Annotated in this window: 17 protein-coding genes; 9 read left to right on the forward strand and 8 right to left on the reverse strand. The window is 57.6% G+C overall.

Going from position 1 to position 14,693, the window contains the following annotated elements:
• Positions 1-57: 57 nt before the first annotated feature.
• Together aroC and prmB are read right to left on the reverse strand one after the other, a co-directional pair.
• A complete protein-coding gene (gene aroC, locus LG31_RS0100150; protein WP_033112490.1) occupies positions 58-1,146 on the reverse strand; it encodes a chorismate synthase in 1,089 nt (362 codons plus the stop codon).
• A gap of 12 nt (positions 1,147-1,158) precedes the next feature.
• On the reverse strand, positions 1,159-2,094 hold the full coding sequence (gene prmB / locus LG31_RS0100155; protein ID WP_033112519.1) for a 50S ribosomal protein L3 N(5)-glutamine methyltransferase: 936 nt from the start codon (positions 2,092-2,094) through the stop codon (positions 1,159-1,161).
• 65 nt (positions 2,095-2,159) lie between these two features.
• On the opposite strand from prmB, the gene smrB reads away from it, so the two are divergent.
• Together smrB and LG31_RS0100165 are read left to right on the forward strand one after the other, a co-directional pair.
• On the forward strand, positions 2,160-2,684 hold the full coding sequence (gene smrB / locus LG31_RS0100160) for an endonuclease SmrB (protein WP_033112491.1): 525 nt from the start codon (positions 2,160-2,162) through the stop codon (positions 2,682-2,684).
• 57 nt (positions 2,685-2,741) lie between these two features.
• Positions 2,742-4,037 (forward strand): sensor domain-containing diguanylate cyclase, encoded by a 1,296-nt coding sequence (locus LG31_RS0100165; RefSeq protein WP_033112492.1) that lies wholly within the window; start codon positions 2,742-2,744, stop codon positions 4,035-4,037.
• Between the two features lie 360 nt (positions 4,038-4,397).
• Here the strand turns inward: LG31_RS0100165 and LG31_RS0100170 are convergent, their stop codons facing one another.
• The 4 genes from LG31_RS0100170 to LG31_RS0100185 all read right to left on the reverse strand — a co-directional run bounded on the left by LG31_RS0100170 (position 4,398) and on the right by LG31_RS0100185 (position 8,869).
• Entirely contained in the window at positions 4,398-5,015 is a 618-nt protein-coding gene (locus LG31_RS0100170) for a histidine phosphatase family protein (protein WP_033112493.1), read from the reverse strand.
• Positions 5,016-5,084: 69 nt separating this feature from the next.
• Positions 5,085-5,438 carry a GFA family protein gene (locus LG31_RS20190; RefSeq protein ID WP_084059496.1) on the reverse strand — a complete coding sequence of 118 codons (354 nt, stop codon included), beginning with the start codon at positions 5,436-5,438 and terminating at the stop codon, positions 5,085-5,087.
• Positions 5,439-5,910: 472 nt separating this feature from the next.
• Positions 5,911-7,374: a chitinase gene (locus tag LG31_RS0100180; protein WP_084059498.1), complete on the reverse strand. Its 1,464-nt coding sequence runs from the start codon at positions 7,372-7,374 to the stop codon at positions 5,911-5,913.
• Between the two features lie 304 nt (positions 7,375-7,678).
• Positions 7,679-8,869 carry a methyltransferase gene (locus LG31_RS0100185; protein ID WP_084059499.1) on the reverse strand — a complete coding sequence of 397 codons (1,191 nt, stop codon included), beginning with the start codon at positions 8,867-8,869 and terminating at the stop codon, positions 7,679-7,681.
• 216 nt (positions 8,870-9,085) lie between these two features.
• On the opposite strand from LG31_RS0100185, the gene LG31_RS0100190 reads away from it, so the two are divergent.
• The gene (locus LG31_RS0100190) at positions 9,086-9,664 is read left to right on the forward strand and encodes a PhnA domain-containing protein (RefSeq protein WP_033112496.1); all 579 of its coding nucleotides are present in this window, start codon (positions 9,086-9,088) and stop codon (positions 9,662-9,664) included.
• Positions 9,665-10,546: 882 nt separating this feature from the next.
• On the opposite strand, the gene LG31_RS0100195 is transcribed toward LG31_RS0100190, so the two are convergent.
• Positions 10,547-10,825 carry a YcgL domain-containing protein gene (locus LG31_RS0100195; protein WP_033112497.1) on the reverse strand — a complete coding sequence of 93 codons (279 nt, stop codon included), beginning with the start codon at positions 10,823-10,825 and terminating at the stop codon, positions 10,547-10,549.
• Between the two features lie 107 nt (positions 10,826-10,932).
• On the opposite strand from LG31_RS0100195, the gene minC reads away from it, so the two are divergent.
• The 5 genes from minC (at position 10,933) to mtgA (ending at position 14,061) form a co-directional block, all read left to right on the forward strand.
• The gene (gene minC / locus LG31_RS0100200; protein WP_033112498.1) at positions 10,933-11,658 is read left to right on the forward strand and encodes a septum site-determining protein MinC; all 726 of its coding nucleotides are present in this window, start codon (positions 10,933-10,935) and stop codon (positions 11,656-11,658) included.
• An 18-nt stretch (positions 11,659-11,676) separates the two neighbouring features.
• Positions 11,677-12,489 carry a septum site-determining protein MinD gene (gene minD, locus LG31_RS0100205; RefSeq protein ID WP_033112499.1) on the forward strand — a complete coding sequence of 271 codons (813 nt, stop codon included), beginning with the start codon at positions 11,677-11,679 and terminating at the stop codon, positions 12,487-12,489.
• Positions 12,490-12,491: 2 nt separating this feature from the next.
• Positions 12,492-12,761, forward strand: coding sequence for a cell division topological specificity factor MinE (gene minE / locus LG31_RS0100210; RefSeq protein ID WP_033112500.1), 270 nt, complete (start codon positions 12,492-12,494; stop codon positions 12,759-12,761).
• A 191-nt stretch (positions 12,762-12,952) separates the two neighbouring features.
• Positions 12,953-13,279, forward strand: a complete 327-nt coding sequence (locus LG31_RS0100215; protein WP_033112501.1) for an HI1450 family dsDNA-mimic protein — start codon at positions 12,953-12,955, stop codon at positions 13,277-13,279.
• Positions 13,264-14,061: a monofunctional biosynthetic peptidoglycan transglycosylase gene (gene mtgA, locus LG31_RS0100220; protein ID WP_033112502.1), complete on the forward strand. Its 798-nt coding sequence runs from the start codon at positions 13,264-13,266 to the stop codon at positions 14,059-14,061. Before LG31_RS0100215 ends, mtgA begins: the two co-directional genes overlap by 16 nt.
• Positions 14,062-14,064: 3 nt before the next feature.
• Here mtgA and LG31_RS21745 read toward each other — a convergent pair whose 3' ends face one another.
• Positions 14,065-14,193 carry a hypothetical protein gene (locus tag LG31_RS21745; RefSeq protein ID WP_255933624.1) on the reverse strand — a complete coding sequence of 43 codons (129 nt, stop codon included), beginning with the start codon at positions 14,191-14,193 and terminating at the stop codon, positions 14,065-14,067.
• Between the two features lie 149 nt (positions 14,194-14,342).
• On the opposite strand from LG31_RS21745, the gene LG31_RS0100225 reads away from it, so the two are divergent.
• Positions 14,343-14,666, forward strand: a complete 324-nt coding sequence (locus tag LG31_RS0100225; RefSeq protein ID WP_033112503.1) for an HI1450 family dsDNA-mimic protein — start codon at positions 14,343-14,345, stop codon at positions 14,664-14,666.
• Positions 14,667-14,693: the final 27 nt, after the last annotated feature.

Here is a 14,693-nt window from a genome sequence, read left to right on the forward strand (position 1 = left end):
TCGCCTTTTTCATGCTGGCCAATCAACGGTTGATGAGCCAGTTGGTCGTTATGCCGCTCAACGCAGTTGCGGCGTCTGGGTCAATACACCCTGATTCTGAGCGCGATGGCGCAGCAGGTGATCCATCAGCACCAGTGCCAGCATCGCCTCGGCAATCGGTACAGCACGGATGCCGACGCAAGGATCGTGGCGACCCTTGGTGATCATCTCGGTAGCCTCACCCTCGGTGGTGATGGTCTTGCCCGGTACCGTGATGCTGGAGGTAGGCTTGAGCGCCATGCTGACCACGATATCCTGACCGGATGAGATACCGCCCAGAATGCCGCCCGCATGGTTGCTGGCAAACCCGGCCGGGGTCATCTCGTCACGGTGCTCGGAGCCTTTTTGCTCCACCACCGCAAAACCGTCACCGATCTCCACCCCTTTCACCGCATTGATGCCCATCATGGCGTGAGCGATGTCAGCATCGAGGCGGTCAAACACCGGCTCACCGAGGCCCACCGGCACATTGCGCGCGATGACCTGCACCTTGGCACCAATGCTGTTGCCCTCTTTCTTCAGGTCACGCATGTATTGATCGAGTACTTCCAGCTTGCCCGCATCGGGGAAGAAGAAGGGATTCTGCTCGATCTGCGCCGCGTCAAACGCCTCGGCCTTGATGGGGCCAAGCTGGGAGAGAAAACCGGTGATCTCAATGCCATGCACCTGTTTCAGGTACTTCTTGGCAATGGCTCCCGCCGCCACCCGCATCGCAGTTTCGCGGGCGGAGGAGCGACCACCGCCGCGATAGTCGCGCTGACCATACTTCTGGTGGTAGGTGTAGTCAGCATGGCCCGGGCGGAAGAGATCCTTGATGTCGGAGTAATCCTTGGAGCGCTGATCGGTGTTCTCGATCAAGAGCCCGATGGAGGTACCGGTGGTCCTGCCCTCAAACACCCCGGAGAGGATCTTCACCTCATCCGGTTCGCGCCGTGGCGTGGTGTAGCGGGAGGTGCCGGGCTTGCGCCGATCGAGATCCCCCTGCAGATCCGCTTCGCTGATCTCCAGCCCCGGCGGGCAGCCATCGACCACGGCGCCCAGCGCCAGACCGTGGCTCTCGCCGAAGGTGGTTACCCGAAAGAGTTGGCCAAAACTGTTCCCTGCCATAGGCGCTCCTGCTTAGTTCTTGTAGATGGCAAAATGATCCTGATACTGCACCAGCTCGTCGCGCGTCATCACGAACACACCGTGGCCGCCGTTCTCGAACTCCACCCAGGTAAAGGGGATCTCGGGGAACTGGGCTTCCAGATGGATCATGCTATTGCCCACCTCGACCACCAGCACGCCGTCATCCTTGAGGAAGTCGGCCGCATTGGCCAGCAGGCGCTTGGTGAGCTTGAGACCATCGCTACCGGAGGCGAGCGCCAGCTCCGGCTCGTGACGGAACTCGTCCGGCAGATCCGACATGTCTTCGGAATCCACGTAGGGCGGGTTGGAGACGATAAGATCGTACTTGTCGCCGGCCGGCAGATCGCGGAACAGATCGGAGCGGATCGGGATAACCTGCTGCTCCAGCCCGTGATCGTTGATGTTGCGCTCGGCCACATTCAGGGCATCGACGCTGATGTCGATGGCGTCAACCTCAGCGTCCGGGAACTCGTGAGCCATGATGATGGCGATGCAACCGGAGCCGGTGCAGAGATCCATGATCCGGGTCGGCTCCTGTTTGAGGAACGGCGCAAAGCGGTTGGCCACCATCTCGGCGATGGGAGAACGGGGAATGAGTACCCGCTCGTCAACGTAGAACTCCCAACCGGCATACCAGGCCTTGTTGGTGAGATAGGGCGCGGGAACACGCTCCTGCACGCGGCGCACAATCAGTTCGGCAATCCGGTGACGCTCGCTGCTGGTGAGACGGGAGTGGCGCATCGCCGGATCCACGTCCGGCGGCAGATGCAACGCGGGCAGTACCAGCTGCACAGCCTCATCCCAGGCGTTGTCGGTACCATGTCCGTAGAAGATACCGGCGTCGTTGAAACGACTCATGGCCCAGCGCAACATGTCCTGGATGGTGTGCATCTCGGCAACCACCTCATCGATAAATATCTTGTCCAAATCCACCTCCAAGTCGAGTAATATCCGGCCCGAGAATTTTATACAGCGAGCAAGACGAGTACCTGATGAAAAAAACGCCCTCACCGACAGACGAGGAAACCCTGCTGTTCCGCGATGCGATAAAAGGTACCCGGAAAATCAAGCAAGATACCATAAGGGCCGAGTTACGCCCGGTCAAGCAGAAACGCGAAATGCGCGAAAGCCGCGAATCACTTGGGGTTGACCACTATTTCAGCGATGAGTATCAGCCTCATCTCGAGGACGATGGCCCGACCCGTTACGTGCGCGACGATGTGTCGAAATTCGAGCTGAAAAAGCTCAAGCGGGGCAGTTATCCGCCGGAGATCTACCTCGATCTGCACGGCATGAACCAGCATCAGGCCAAACAGGAGCTGGCGGCCCTGCTCACCCTCTGCCAGAAAGAGAACATTCACGTCGCCTCAGTGATGCACGGCATCGGCAAACATATCCTCAAACAGCGCATTCCGAGCTGGCTGGCCCAGCACCCCAACGTGCGCGCCTTCCATCAGGCACCACGCGAATGGGGCGGCGACAGCGCCATTCTGGTCTTGCTGGATATCGAGGAGTAGCTCGTAAAATCGGCAACCTATACTGAATATCAATACGTTATTGACAGTGGAGGTTGCATGTTTACACGAGGCTCCCATGCCGACATAAAGTCATCCCTCGATGCCATCGGTGCCGCCGTGGCGGTATTCAGCCTCGACAAGGATGACCACTTTGTTCTGGTATCAGCCAACGACACCTTCGCCAAAGCCTTCGAGATCGAGGTGCTTGGTTGCATTGGCAAACGGCTCAACGAGATGTTTCCCCGTTACATCACCAGCAGTATCGAGCAGCCGATGCACGAATGCGTGAGCCAGCAGACCGGGGTGGAGAGCGAGCTCCCCATCGATACCCTGTCCCGCACCAGCTGGTGGCGCTTTGTCCTCTCCCCTATCATTCCCGAGCAGGCACGGATCAACCGGATCATCGTCACCGCCATCGACATCACCGCCAAGAAACAGCTGGAAGATGCGCTCACCACCAGTCGTCGCCGTTTTGAAGCAGTGGTCAACTCCGCCTATGACGGCATCATCAGCGTCAGCAGCGAATCGCGGATCGAGCTTATCAACACCGCCGCCTGTGAGATGTTCGGCATCGACGAGAGCTATCTTGGCAAACGGCTGGAAACCCTGCTGCCGCAGCGCTTTCGCGCCAATCACGACAGCTACTTCAAGGCGTTCAGCAACTCCCCCATCAATTCGCGTCCCATGCATGCCCGCGCCTCCGTGATGGGGCTGCGCCGTGATGGCAGCGAATTTCCGCTGGAGGTGACCATCGCCAAGATCAATATGGGCCAGACCACCGAGATGACCGCCATCCTGCGCGATATCTCCGAGCGGGCGCGGCTGGTGGAAGAGCTGAAAGTCGCCGCCACCACGGATCCCCTGACCGGCATTGCCAACCGGCGCCGCTTCGATGAACTGGTCAACGCCGAGATGCAGCGCTGCCAGCGCTTTGGTCACACCATGAGCCTGCTGCTGATCGACATCGATCACTTCAAGGAGGTGAACGACACCTTTGGCCACCAGCAGGGGGATCAGGCGATCTTGAGTCTGGTTAGCCGGATCGGCAAACAGCTGCGCGAGGTAGACATGGTGGGACGCTGGGGCGGCGAGGAGTTTATCGTGCTGCTGCCGGAGACCTCGCTGGAGCTGGCCTGGGCCAGTGCCGAGCGGATAAGACTGGCGGTGGAATCGGCCCGCCATGCGCTCTCCGGAGCGCTAGAGGTCTCACTCACCATCAGCATCGGGATCAGCTCAAGCAAGGGGCCCCTCGACAGCGTGGAGAAAATGGTCAGGCGGGCCGACACCGCCCTCTATATGGCCAAGAAACAGGGGCGCAACTGCTGTCGCAAGGAGGAGCCGGAGCCGACCTGATGGCTCGGCCCCTCCTTCGGTCACGACGGCTTGCCCCTAGACCAGCCGCAAAGAACCATTCATTCGTTATCGCAACCAGATCGGAGCCACGCCACCTTGAGTGGCGTGATGCTTTTTACCCGCCCCCATACATAGGTAGTTTCACAGGCGTAACAGAGTTAACCATCGCTTTTGCACAGGTGCAATAATGGAGCTCGGCCACCGCTGCTGGTCTCTGATTGCGATAGCGCTTTGCCGCGGCAATGCCTCCTCCGATCACTATCAGATAGCGGTAAAGCAGCCCCCGAATGACCAGCAAACACGATGCAAAGTGAGCACAACAGGATTAAGGGTGATCGGGAGTCACAAAGGTCGGTTCACTCATAGCCCACCGGTTGAGGGGGATCGGCAAAATAGCAGAGGTTCATCCGGTGTCAAAGGTACCGGAAAATGAACCGTCAGCATGCCGCCGTTGGCCAACTGCCAATCGAAAAAGTCATCAAATCTGGCGCTTGTCACGGCACGGATCACCTTGGCGACGACCCCATGTGCGACCAGCAGCACCCGCTCCCCTTGCGCGCTCGAGGTCAGTTCGAGCAGCCCTTGCGACACCCGGGCAACTACCTCATCCAATGTTTCACCGCCGGGAGGTGCCTCTGCCCAACGCCGGGTAATATTGCGCGCCCACAGCTCGGGATGACGCGATTTCGCCTCTGCCTGTGTCAACCCCTCAAACAGGCCGACATGCCGCTCACGAAAGGCTGGCGCGAGCTCCACTGGCAAATCCAACTGGCGAGCGAAGATCGCAGCGCTCTCTCTGGTTCGCTGCAGCGGCGAAGCCAGCAGCCGATCGAACGGGGCCTGAGTGGCCGCTATCTCGTCAGCCAACTGGGCAATGTGCCATTGGCCACTCTCATTAAGCGCGATATCCAGCGCGCCCTGATACCGTCCTTCAGCATTGGCTTGCGTCTCGCCATGGCGGATAACTACCAGCTCCATGCCAACCTCCTTTGTTGGGGCTACCCAAGTTTGGTTTTACTTCCCTTCGGGATAACGGGGATGCTCATCCTAGATCGGCAACCAGGGCAGCTGGCTGTCGGTATGGATGTGATAGGTTGGCGCAACGACATCCGGATTATCGAGGGAGGCAATAGCCAACGTGAGATACTCAGGGTACTGGGTGCTGCGATAGGTCAGGGTGGAGCCACACTCGGCGCAAAATCCTCGGCGGATAAAGTCTGAAGACGCATACTCGGTCGGTTTGCCGCATAACCACTGCACCTGTTCGGCGCGAAAGTCCATCCAGGCCCCGACCGGTGCCCCCGTGGTGCGCTGGCAATCCCGACAATGGCAAAAATCGGCCGCAAAAGGGGCTGCCAGCACCTCATAACGGATCACCCCGCAATGACAACCGCCCTTCATCTTGCCCCCTTGTTGCAATTTTGCACAAGCCAAAGAGATTACCAATATAAACCGGCCGTTTACATCTATTTTCTCAAGAGAATAAGCGACAATGTGCCGAGATAAAACTGCGCAATATAGCAAGACCTCACCATTTCTGGTGATAAATAGCAGTTTACCAATAGAGAAGATGCTCCCCTTATTCGCACAACGAGAGGATTCATTTAATGATGGAAAATGAATTAGCCCGCAGTGCGCTACTCTTATCAGAAGACGCCAACTTATGGGGCTAACGAAGCGGTATATAACACTGTTGTTTGCAACTTTAATCCAACACTATTCCAATTCAATTTCCAGACAAATAGTTCGCCTTATCAGTTCGGACAAAAGCACCATTATAAATACAAGAAAATATTCAGTGATGCACTGTTTTGAATTAACGAGGAGAAGGAGTTATTCCCCCTCTCCTCTTTGAGAGTTCAATTACGCCATCTTATTTGGCAGGAACCACAACCCAGGGGCCACCCTTGGTTGGATCATCACCCTGCGTCCACCATTTGGCCTGATAGACAACGCCTTTGTAGCTCACCTTGCTGCCGGCGGTATAGACCTTGGTCGCTTCCCATGCCGGGTTGCCACCGATGGGCGGTTCGCTCGGATCGACTGGCGGCGGGGTCAGTTTGTCCACGACCCGCACTTTCGGCCAGTTGGCGTGGGAGCCGTAGAAGTTGGTCACGCACTTCTGGTAATCGCCCGGCACCAGCGCCGAGTAGGCGGTCTGGAAGCCGACCAGCTCACACTCGAAGGAGTAGCCGCCCGGGCGATCCGGGTAGTATTTCCAGTTGCCATCCCAGTTGGTGTAGAGCACGTCGGCGGCGCCGTTGAGGTTGAGGCTGCCATAAGGCGTCTGCTGCCAGCAGGTATTCTTCTCATCGGCTTTGACCGGGATCTGGTAGTGATTGGCCAGTCCTTCCCAATAGCGAATTCGGTTGACCGGCTGCCCCTTGTCCTTGTTCTGTTCGCCACACTCGATGCCGCCATTGATGACGTTGATGGTGGTGCCAAAGCCGTAGCCGATACCGGCATCCACTTCCCGTTTGGAGGGTACCCAGGTGCGGTCAATTACGTGCAGCATGGCAGGTTTGGGCGCCTGTGGTGTCAGGAAGAACCAGATGGCCGAGGCGAGGTTGAGCCAAGAGTCGGCCACCAGCCCCGGGTTGTTGAGCAGCACGGAGGCATCGCCATCGAACATCGCCTCGGAGAAAGCGCCGTAGTTGAAGTGGTAGGAGAGCTGCTTGGCACCGCGGCCGAAGTAGCCTTGTCCGGTACTGCAGGGCCACTTCTTGTTTTGCCAGTCGTTCTGACCGCAGCCGGTGGTGTAGCCGGTCTGTCCCTCTGACCAGCCCATCTCGCGCACATGCACCAGCGCCTGCTGCCACTCTTCCAGCCCCAGCGGGTTGTCGGAGACATTGTCCTTGGAGATATGCCCCCCCGTCTCCTGAGAGAAGTGGGCAAAGGCGGTCACGATGGATTTTTTACAGATCGCATCGGAATCACGCCCGTCAGTATATTCGCCGCAAAATGCCGGGAATTTACCGATAGCACGCAAGAACCGGACATAGGTGTATTCCGGCGCTGCCATCTGGGTTAAATAATCCCATTCCGACTGGGGAAATACCCGTTCAACCCGTTTTACGTTGTCAGGGTTGCTTGCCAACCCGGGTTCAATGGCATCGACTATTTTATTGGATCGGGTCGCCAACGCCTTGGCCCAAATTGCATACATGGGATTGGCTGTCTTGGCTTTTTCCACGGCAGCCACATCAGAGGCAGCAATAACATATCCACCGGGGTTCTGCGGATCGGGTTGAATATTCATGGTTGCGCTCATTGCACTATAACTTGGCAATGCGCAGGCAGCCGCAATCAACCAGGCACAACGCTTGGGTTTGAACATAAATCACAGTCCTTGTTTTAATATAGGGCGCTACAAGAGTAGGTGTTTTATTAACTAAATTCACGATGAGAATTAAGAAATAAAACAGATTTGTGAGCCATTTCACCTTGTCAGAAAAATTAGCAATGAACCGACACAAAGAACTCATACGAAACAATTTTTGACAAGGTGGCACCAGTAAAACTGGATCCGCGCGAGTGGATGGAGTGGCTACCACCCGTACATTTTTTTAGACGCAAAAAATGGCTGACAAGATGAGCTTGTCAGCCATTCGCAACCATCAAGCAGCAGGGAGGCAAGCGACTCAGGCTTGTGCCTTCACCGCGCGGATCAGGATGTTGCGCGGCGTCATCGGTTTGGCGCAGAACTCCCCCACCTCGACCCGATAACCCTGCTCTTGCAGGAACAAGGCTCTATCGAGGGCAAGCCAGATCTCGAGGGGACGGCGAAACAGGTGACGCACCAGCTCCATCCGGGCGACAGCACCAAAACGAGCCTTCCCTTTGGCCACAAAGGCACCGTAGTCCACACCGCTCGGCAACGCGATCCCCTTGCGCTCGGCAGCCCAGTCGCAAAATACCGCAAAACTGCCGGTCAACAGGCTCTTTTGCATATTGGGCACCGGAAGATACTCATCGACCCCGCGCACTTCCCGTTGCAGACAATCAAAGGCGAGCCGCCATACCACCTCCTGCTCACGCAAGCGGGTGATCCGCGCGCCGCCGGTCACCGTCTCCTGCAGCGGCAGTTTGAGATCGGCCTTGGCCAGACGCAGCGCACTGCCCTGAGCCGCTTGGGAGAGCGGACGGTAATCCGGGGTGCGGATCAGATGGTAACAGCAGGGGGAGATGGTCACCCCGCGGGCGCTGCGCTCGGCCACTTGCGCCAACAGATGGGTGTGCAACTCGCCACAGGCATGCAGCGCCATGGCGTGGTGCTCGGGCGCAATAAGCTCGGCAGACTCGGGAGCAAAGGCATCTGCGCAGCAAAAAGTCATGGTGGCGCCATCCCGCTCGGCCAGCTGACGCCCCTCTTCACAGAGCTGCTCTTGCAATTCGAGGCTCAAGACCGATGCGTGACGATGACGTGACACCAGTCGCCCAAGATGCCCCTTGCCGGCACACCACTCCAGATAAGGCCCCTGATGCACGGGCAGGCAGGCAGTAAACGCCTCGATTTGAGCCTGCTTGCGCCCCGGCATATGCAACGCCATCTCCTTGCTGCAACTGATGGGCTCGGGGGGAAAAGGTTCAAGCTGACTGAGTTGCCGCAACGCCTCGCCATCGGCAATCCAGGGGGAGAGCAACGTACCAAGGGCCGCCATATTGCCATCGAGTTCAGCCAATTGCTCCAACGTGAGGCCATCGAGCAGCGCCACCAGCTCCGGCGCCTCGCTGGCAAAGGGCATGGTCAGGTGGTGATAGGGCTGATATTGCCACCAGCGCCGATGGCGGATCAGCAGCTGATCCAGTTGTTGAAAGCGTTGCGCCAGCACAGGAGCCTCTATCCGGCAGTCAAAAGGAGGCTCATTCTAGCGATCCCGCTTCAAATTGCACTCCCGCTGCGCAGTAAAGTGCCCTTCAAGGGAGTAGCCTGACCCGGCTTGCTGCCCGACCTGACAAAATGCGGGGTTTTATGCTATATTCCGCCCCCTCTTTGATGCGCCCCGCCCGATGCGGGTCGTTTTACTACCAACCAGGGGATCAATAACATGACCATCAACGCCATCCTGCAAGCGCGCGCAGGCGCCAAGTGTGAACTGTGCGGCGCCGAGCAGGCACTGACCGCTTTCGTGGTACCCCACTCCCCCGCCAGCGATGATGATCACAGCGTGGCCATCTGCGATACCTGCCGCGGCCAGCTGGAGCAGCCGGAGACCGTGGTTGTCAACCACTGGCGCTGCCTGGGCGACAGCATGTGGAGCCAGGTGCCGGCCGTTCAGGTAATGGCATGGCGTCAGCTGAAAACCCTCTCCGCTCAAGGCGAAGTATGGGCTCAGGACATGCTGGACATGATGTATATGGAAGAAGAGACCAAGGCCTGGGCCGAAGCGGGCATGGCCTCCGAAGATGACGACAGCGTGCCGACCGTTGACTCCAACGGTGCCGTGCTGCAAGAGGGCGACTCCGTTACCCTGATCAAGGATCTGGACGTCAAGGGCGCCGGCTTCACCGCCAAGCGCGGCACCCTGGTCAAGGGCATCCGCCTGACCAACAACCCGCTTCATATCGAAGGCAAGGTCAACGGTGTGCAGATCGTGCTGGTCGCCGCCTACCTGAAAAAGGCGTAATACCGCTCGGCAACTTGTGCCGACGACAATAAAAGGATGGCCAGGCGCCATCCTTTTTTATTTGCCGCCGCTTTATGAGCCACAGGGTTATCAGCAGCCCAGAAATAACCTTTCAGCCCTCGCCAAACCGCCTATTTTCACCAACAAGGCACCTTGCAAGCAGCCATACACCTAATCCATATTCGCGATTTGTGATGTGCAACTATATGGCTCTCTCCCCTTTATCCTGCACCACACCTCCCCAGAACCCTCTGCTGCGCCGGTTTGATTACGCCAACGTATTCACACTTATTGCCACGCTTGCCTTGACCACTATTGGCTACTAACAGCAAGCCTTTGCTCGCCTGCCCGTATAGTCTCCCAAACGAGACGCTCTCACCCAATGAGCCTCTCATAAGATGGCGGCAATATATTGGTGGCCAAACTCTTTTTTCCTCGATGGCTGGCAAGCGCGTTTCGCAAGGCTGCTTGCGCAGGAAATTGGCTAGAAACAGCGGGGCTATTTTGTGAGCAAGGACAAAAATTGACTAAAAGCAGGCCATAGAGGCTTGACTTTATATTTTAGAAAAGAGGGCGAAACGAGGTAAGGCGATAAGAAAATAACGGTGTAAATAACCCCTCCCCCAATCGATGAAACAGCTCGGAAAAAATTGGCGCACGTGTTGTGCTCACCAAAAGTAACTCCGTGGACAAGCTGGCAATATATCGAGCAGATGACCAATATTGTCCGGTTAAGCCCCCCGTTAATTTGTCATCAGTTGTTCAGGCACTGAACATGAGCGATGAATCGCAAGGTAAAAATGGCGGCAACCGGGTAAAAAAACAGCCCCGTCACACGCACTGTTGCGATGGGGCCGTCTTGATGGTTTCAGGCAGGAGAGGTCACGCACCCTTTTTCTGGCGGGCCTTGTGCTCTTCCAGCAAGTTCTCCGGCGGGGGCGGCACCTGCAGGTAGAATCCCTGCATGGTCAACGCCTCCATTACCTTGCCGACTTCGGCCAGCCCGAGGGGTTTGGCCGGGTCCAGTTTGGTCATCAGCACCAGCTCGGGACGACCAAAAACCGCCATCAAGGGAGCGGGTACGCGGGAAAAGTCCTCTCTTTTTTCAACAAAAAGGTAGGTCTCGGCTTTTTTGCGACTTTTATAGACTGCACACAACATGGAAATTGATATAATCCGACGAGTTTATTGCCTCTGATGGGGGCAAACTATAACATCAGGAATTGAATAACAATAACGGATTAGCATCTCTGCCTCGGGGAAGATTCATGGTTGAGCGCGATAACGAATTGAAAGGGACCACCTTCACTATTTCTGTGTTGCATATCAGCGATGGCGAGCCAGAGCGGATCCGTCAGTTGTTGGCGGAAAAAGTGGCTCAGGCGCCCTACTTCTTTAATTGCGCACCGCTGGTGATCAATGTTTCCCGACTGGAACAGATCCCCGATTTTGAACAGCTCAAGGAGCTGGTGGAGTCGGAAGAGTTTGTGCTGGTCGGCATCACGGGCGCGCGAAGTGAAGAGATGAAGACGGCGGCCAAAGCGGTGGGCCTTGCCGTGATGGCCTCGGGCAAGAGTCGCAAGAGCGATCCCCAACCTGAACCAGAGCCTGTGGTGGCACCTGCCGCCCCTGTTACGCCCCCTGAGCCGGAGCCAGCCCCCCTCATCCCGACCCGGGTGCATGTGGGCCCGGTGCGCTCCGGCCAGCAGATTTATGCTGCCGGCACCTCGCTTGTGGTGCTGGGCTCAGTCAGTCCGGGGGCCGAAGTGCTCGCCGATGACAGCATTCATATATATGGCACCCTGCGTGGCAGAGCCATAGCCGGTGCCCGCGGCAATACCCGGGCCCGGATCTATTGCCAGCAATTACAGGCCGAGCTGCTCTCCATCGCTGGCACATTCCAGCTCAGTGATGCATTGCCGGCAGGCCTCATCCAGCAACCGGTTCATATCCGGCTGGATAATGAACAACTCCGTATAGACCGTATCAAATAGAGTTACAAGGAAGCGAGAATGGCGCGAATCATAGTCGTTACATCGGGTAAAGGTGGCGTTGGCAAGACCACAACCAGCGCGGCCCTGAGTACCGGTTTAGCCCAGCGTGGCCACAAAACTGTGGTCATCGATTTTGACATCGGTCTGCGAAACCTGGACCTCATCATGGGCTGCGAGCGCCGCGTGGTGTATGACTTCGTCAACGTCATCAACGGTGAGGCCAACCTCAATCAGGCCCTCATCAAGGACAAGCGCAGCGAGAACCTCTATATCCTGCCGGCGTCCCAGACCCGTGACAAAGATGCCCTGACCAAAGAGGGTGTCGAGAAGGTGCTGGAGCAACTGGCCGAGATGAAGTTTGACTACATCGTCTGCGACTCTCCGGCGGGGATCGAAGCGGGCGCGCTGATGGCCCTCTACTTTGCCGATGAGGCGATCGTCACCACCAACCCGGAAGTCTCTTCCGTGCGTGACTCCGACCGGATCCTCGGCATCCTCTCCTCCAAATCCCGTCGTGCCGAACGTGGTGAAGATCCCATCAAGGAGCACCTGCTGCTGACTCGCTACTGCCCGACCCGCGTCAATCGCGGCGACATGCTGAGCGTGCAGGACGTGCAGGAGATCCTGGCCATCCCGCTGCTCGGGGTGATCCCGGAGTCACAGGCCGTGCTGCGTGCCTCCAACTCGGGCGAGCCGGTTATTCTGGACAAGGAGTCCGATGCCGGTCAGGCCTATGATGATGCGGTTTCCCGTCTGCTCGGTGATACCAAGGAATTTCGTTTTCTGGAAGAAGAAAAGAAGGGCTTCTTTAGCCGACTGTTCGGGAGTTAAACATGTCATTATTGGATTATTTTCGTTCCAACAAGAAACAGAACACCGCACAACTGGCCAAGGAGCGGTTGCAGATCATCGTTGCTCACGAGCGTTCATCCAGAGGGGGGCCGGATTACCTGCCCCAGCTCAAACAGGATATCCTCGACGTGATCCGTAAATACGTCAACATCGATCCGGACAAGATCACCGTCCAGATGGATCAGAAGAGTGACGAGCTCTCCGTTCTCGAGCTCAACATCACCTTCGCCGATGACAACAAGAAGGGATGAGCTGACGCCATATGCGTGACCCCTTCCCTCAATGAAGACCGGATCCCCTGGCTGGATCCGGTTTTTTATTACGTCAACCTGGCGAAGCGCCTGTAACCGGCTCGCCAAGGGGTCTGGCGACAGCTAGAATAGCGCCGCCTTCGCTTGCATCGGCCAGCGAGGCTTCTTCTCTTTTTTCTGGAACAGAACTTATGTCCTTGAATGACGAAATGCACAGCGTCGAAGAGCTGCTCGACACCGCCCTCGAACTCTTTATGGAGCTGGCCTCCGACAACCTGCCGGAGCAGGAGATCATCCGCTTCAATCAGGAGTTCAACGATCGCGGCCTGCTGGCAGAGACCGATCCGGCCGACGACTGGGAAGCGGATGTGGGTTTTGCCGTGAGCGATGCCGAGTACGCCGAGATCTGGGTTGGCCTTGGCAACGAGCAAGAAGAGTACGAGCACCTGTTTGCCCGCATGCTGCTCTCCCGCCGTGTTGACGAGAAGTTCTGCCACATCGAATGGCTGCCCCAATAATTCCGGATCCCGATGATCCGAGCCAGTATGTCTGGGAGTCTGACTCTGACGCCCGGCAGATGGCGCCTGAAACCCCGGCCCCCTCATTGGGGCGCCGGGTGCTGAAGTGGGTTGGCAAGGGGTTGCTGGCCGGGCTTGTCTGCTCGGTCGTCTCCGTCTTGCTGCTGCGCTTTATCGATCCCCCCATGTGGAGCTGGCGCATCGAGCGAGCCCTCTTTCCGCCTGCCAAAGTGGCACAAGTGCGCCATGAGTGGGTGGATCTGGAGTCCATCTCCAAAGAGCTGCAACTGGCGGTGATCGCCGCCGAGGATCAGCGCTTTGCCGACCACAACGGTTTTGACATGGACGCCATCAATGCGGCGCTCAAGCACAACCAGCACAGCGAGCGGGTACGGGGTGCCAGCACGCTGAGCCAGCAGACCGCCAAGAATCTCTTTATGTGGAGTGATCGCAGCTTCCTGCGCAAAGGGCTGGAAGCCTGGTTTACCCTGCTGATGGAGCTGGGCTGGGACAAATCCCGCATCCTCGAGATGTATCTGAACATCGTGGAATTTGGCCCCGGTATCTATGGCGCTGAAGCCGCCGCCAACTACTACTTTGGCAAACCGGCCAGCCGGCTGACCCGCTACGAGGCTTCACTGCTGGCTGCCGCCCTGCCCAATCCCTGGCGCTATCGGGTCAAGCCCCCTTCGCCCTATGTGCAAAAGCGGGCGGTCTGGATCCGCCGCCAGATGGGGCAACTGGGTCAGGTGACCCTCAACCGGGTCTATCAGGCCAATTGATCATCAGGCGCCACCGGATTTTACCGGTGGCTCCTGCCCCGCCTCTGCCGGCTCCTGATTGAGGGGCAGAGAGTGCCACCACCAGCTCTCCCGTCGTCGCTTGATCTGCTGTCGTCTCGTCCGTAACCGCATCGCGTCGTCCCCACGCCTACTCACCCGCCACTTCTTAACCATACCCCCGATATGACCGGTTGGACAGGTCGTACCCCGCGGCGCAGTGGTCTGGCCGCCACAGCCAATAATTGTTACAGTAGCGGCCTCGATGTATCTGGAGTGATTTCATGGAACAGCGTACCCCGGATCAGCTGGTCGAATGGGCCTATGATCAGTTTCTTGAGCAGGCCGCCGACATGCTTGCCCCCGAACAAATCGTCGATATCACCCTGGAGTTTGAACAGCGCGGCGCCGTGGAGGCGACCCTGCCCAATGCCGACTGGTCAGCAGAGCTGGGTGAGCCGGTCGATATGGAGCGCTGGGTCGAAGTGTGGGTGGGTCTGCTGGATCATCAGGAGGAGTTCGAGGTGATCTTCGCCACCTTCCTTCTGCCCCGCCTGAACACTGAAAATCAGGTTCATGTGCGCTGGCACCGCCAGCAACAAGCATAAAAAAGGCGCCATCGGCGCCTTTCTCTT

Origin of the sequence: Aeromonas lacus, assembly GCF_000764665.1 — a bacterium.
GTDB classification, from domain to species: domain Bacteria; phylum Pseudomonadota; class Gammaproteobacteria; order Enterobacterales; family Aeromonadaceae; genus Aeromonas; species Aeromonas lacus.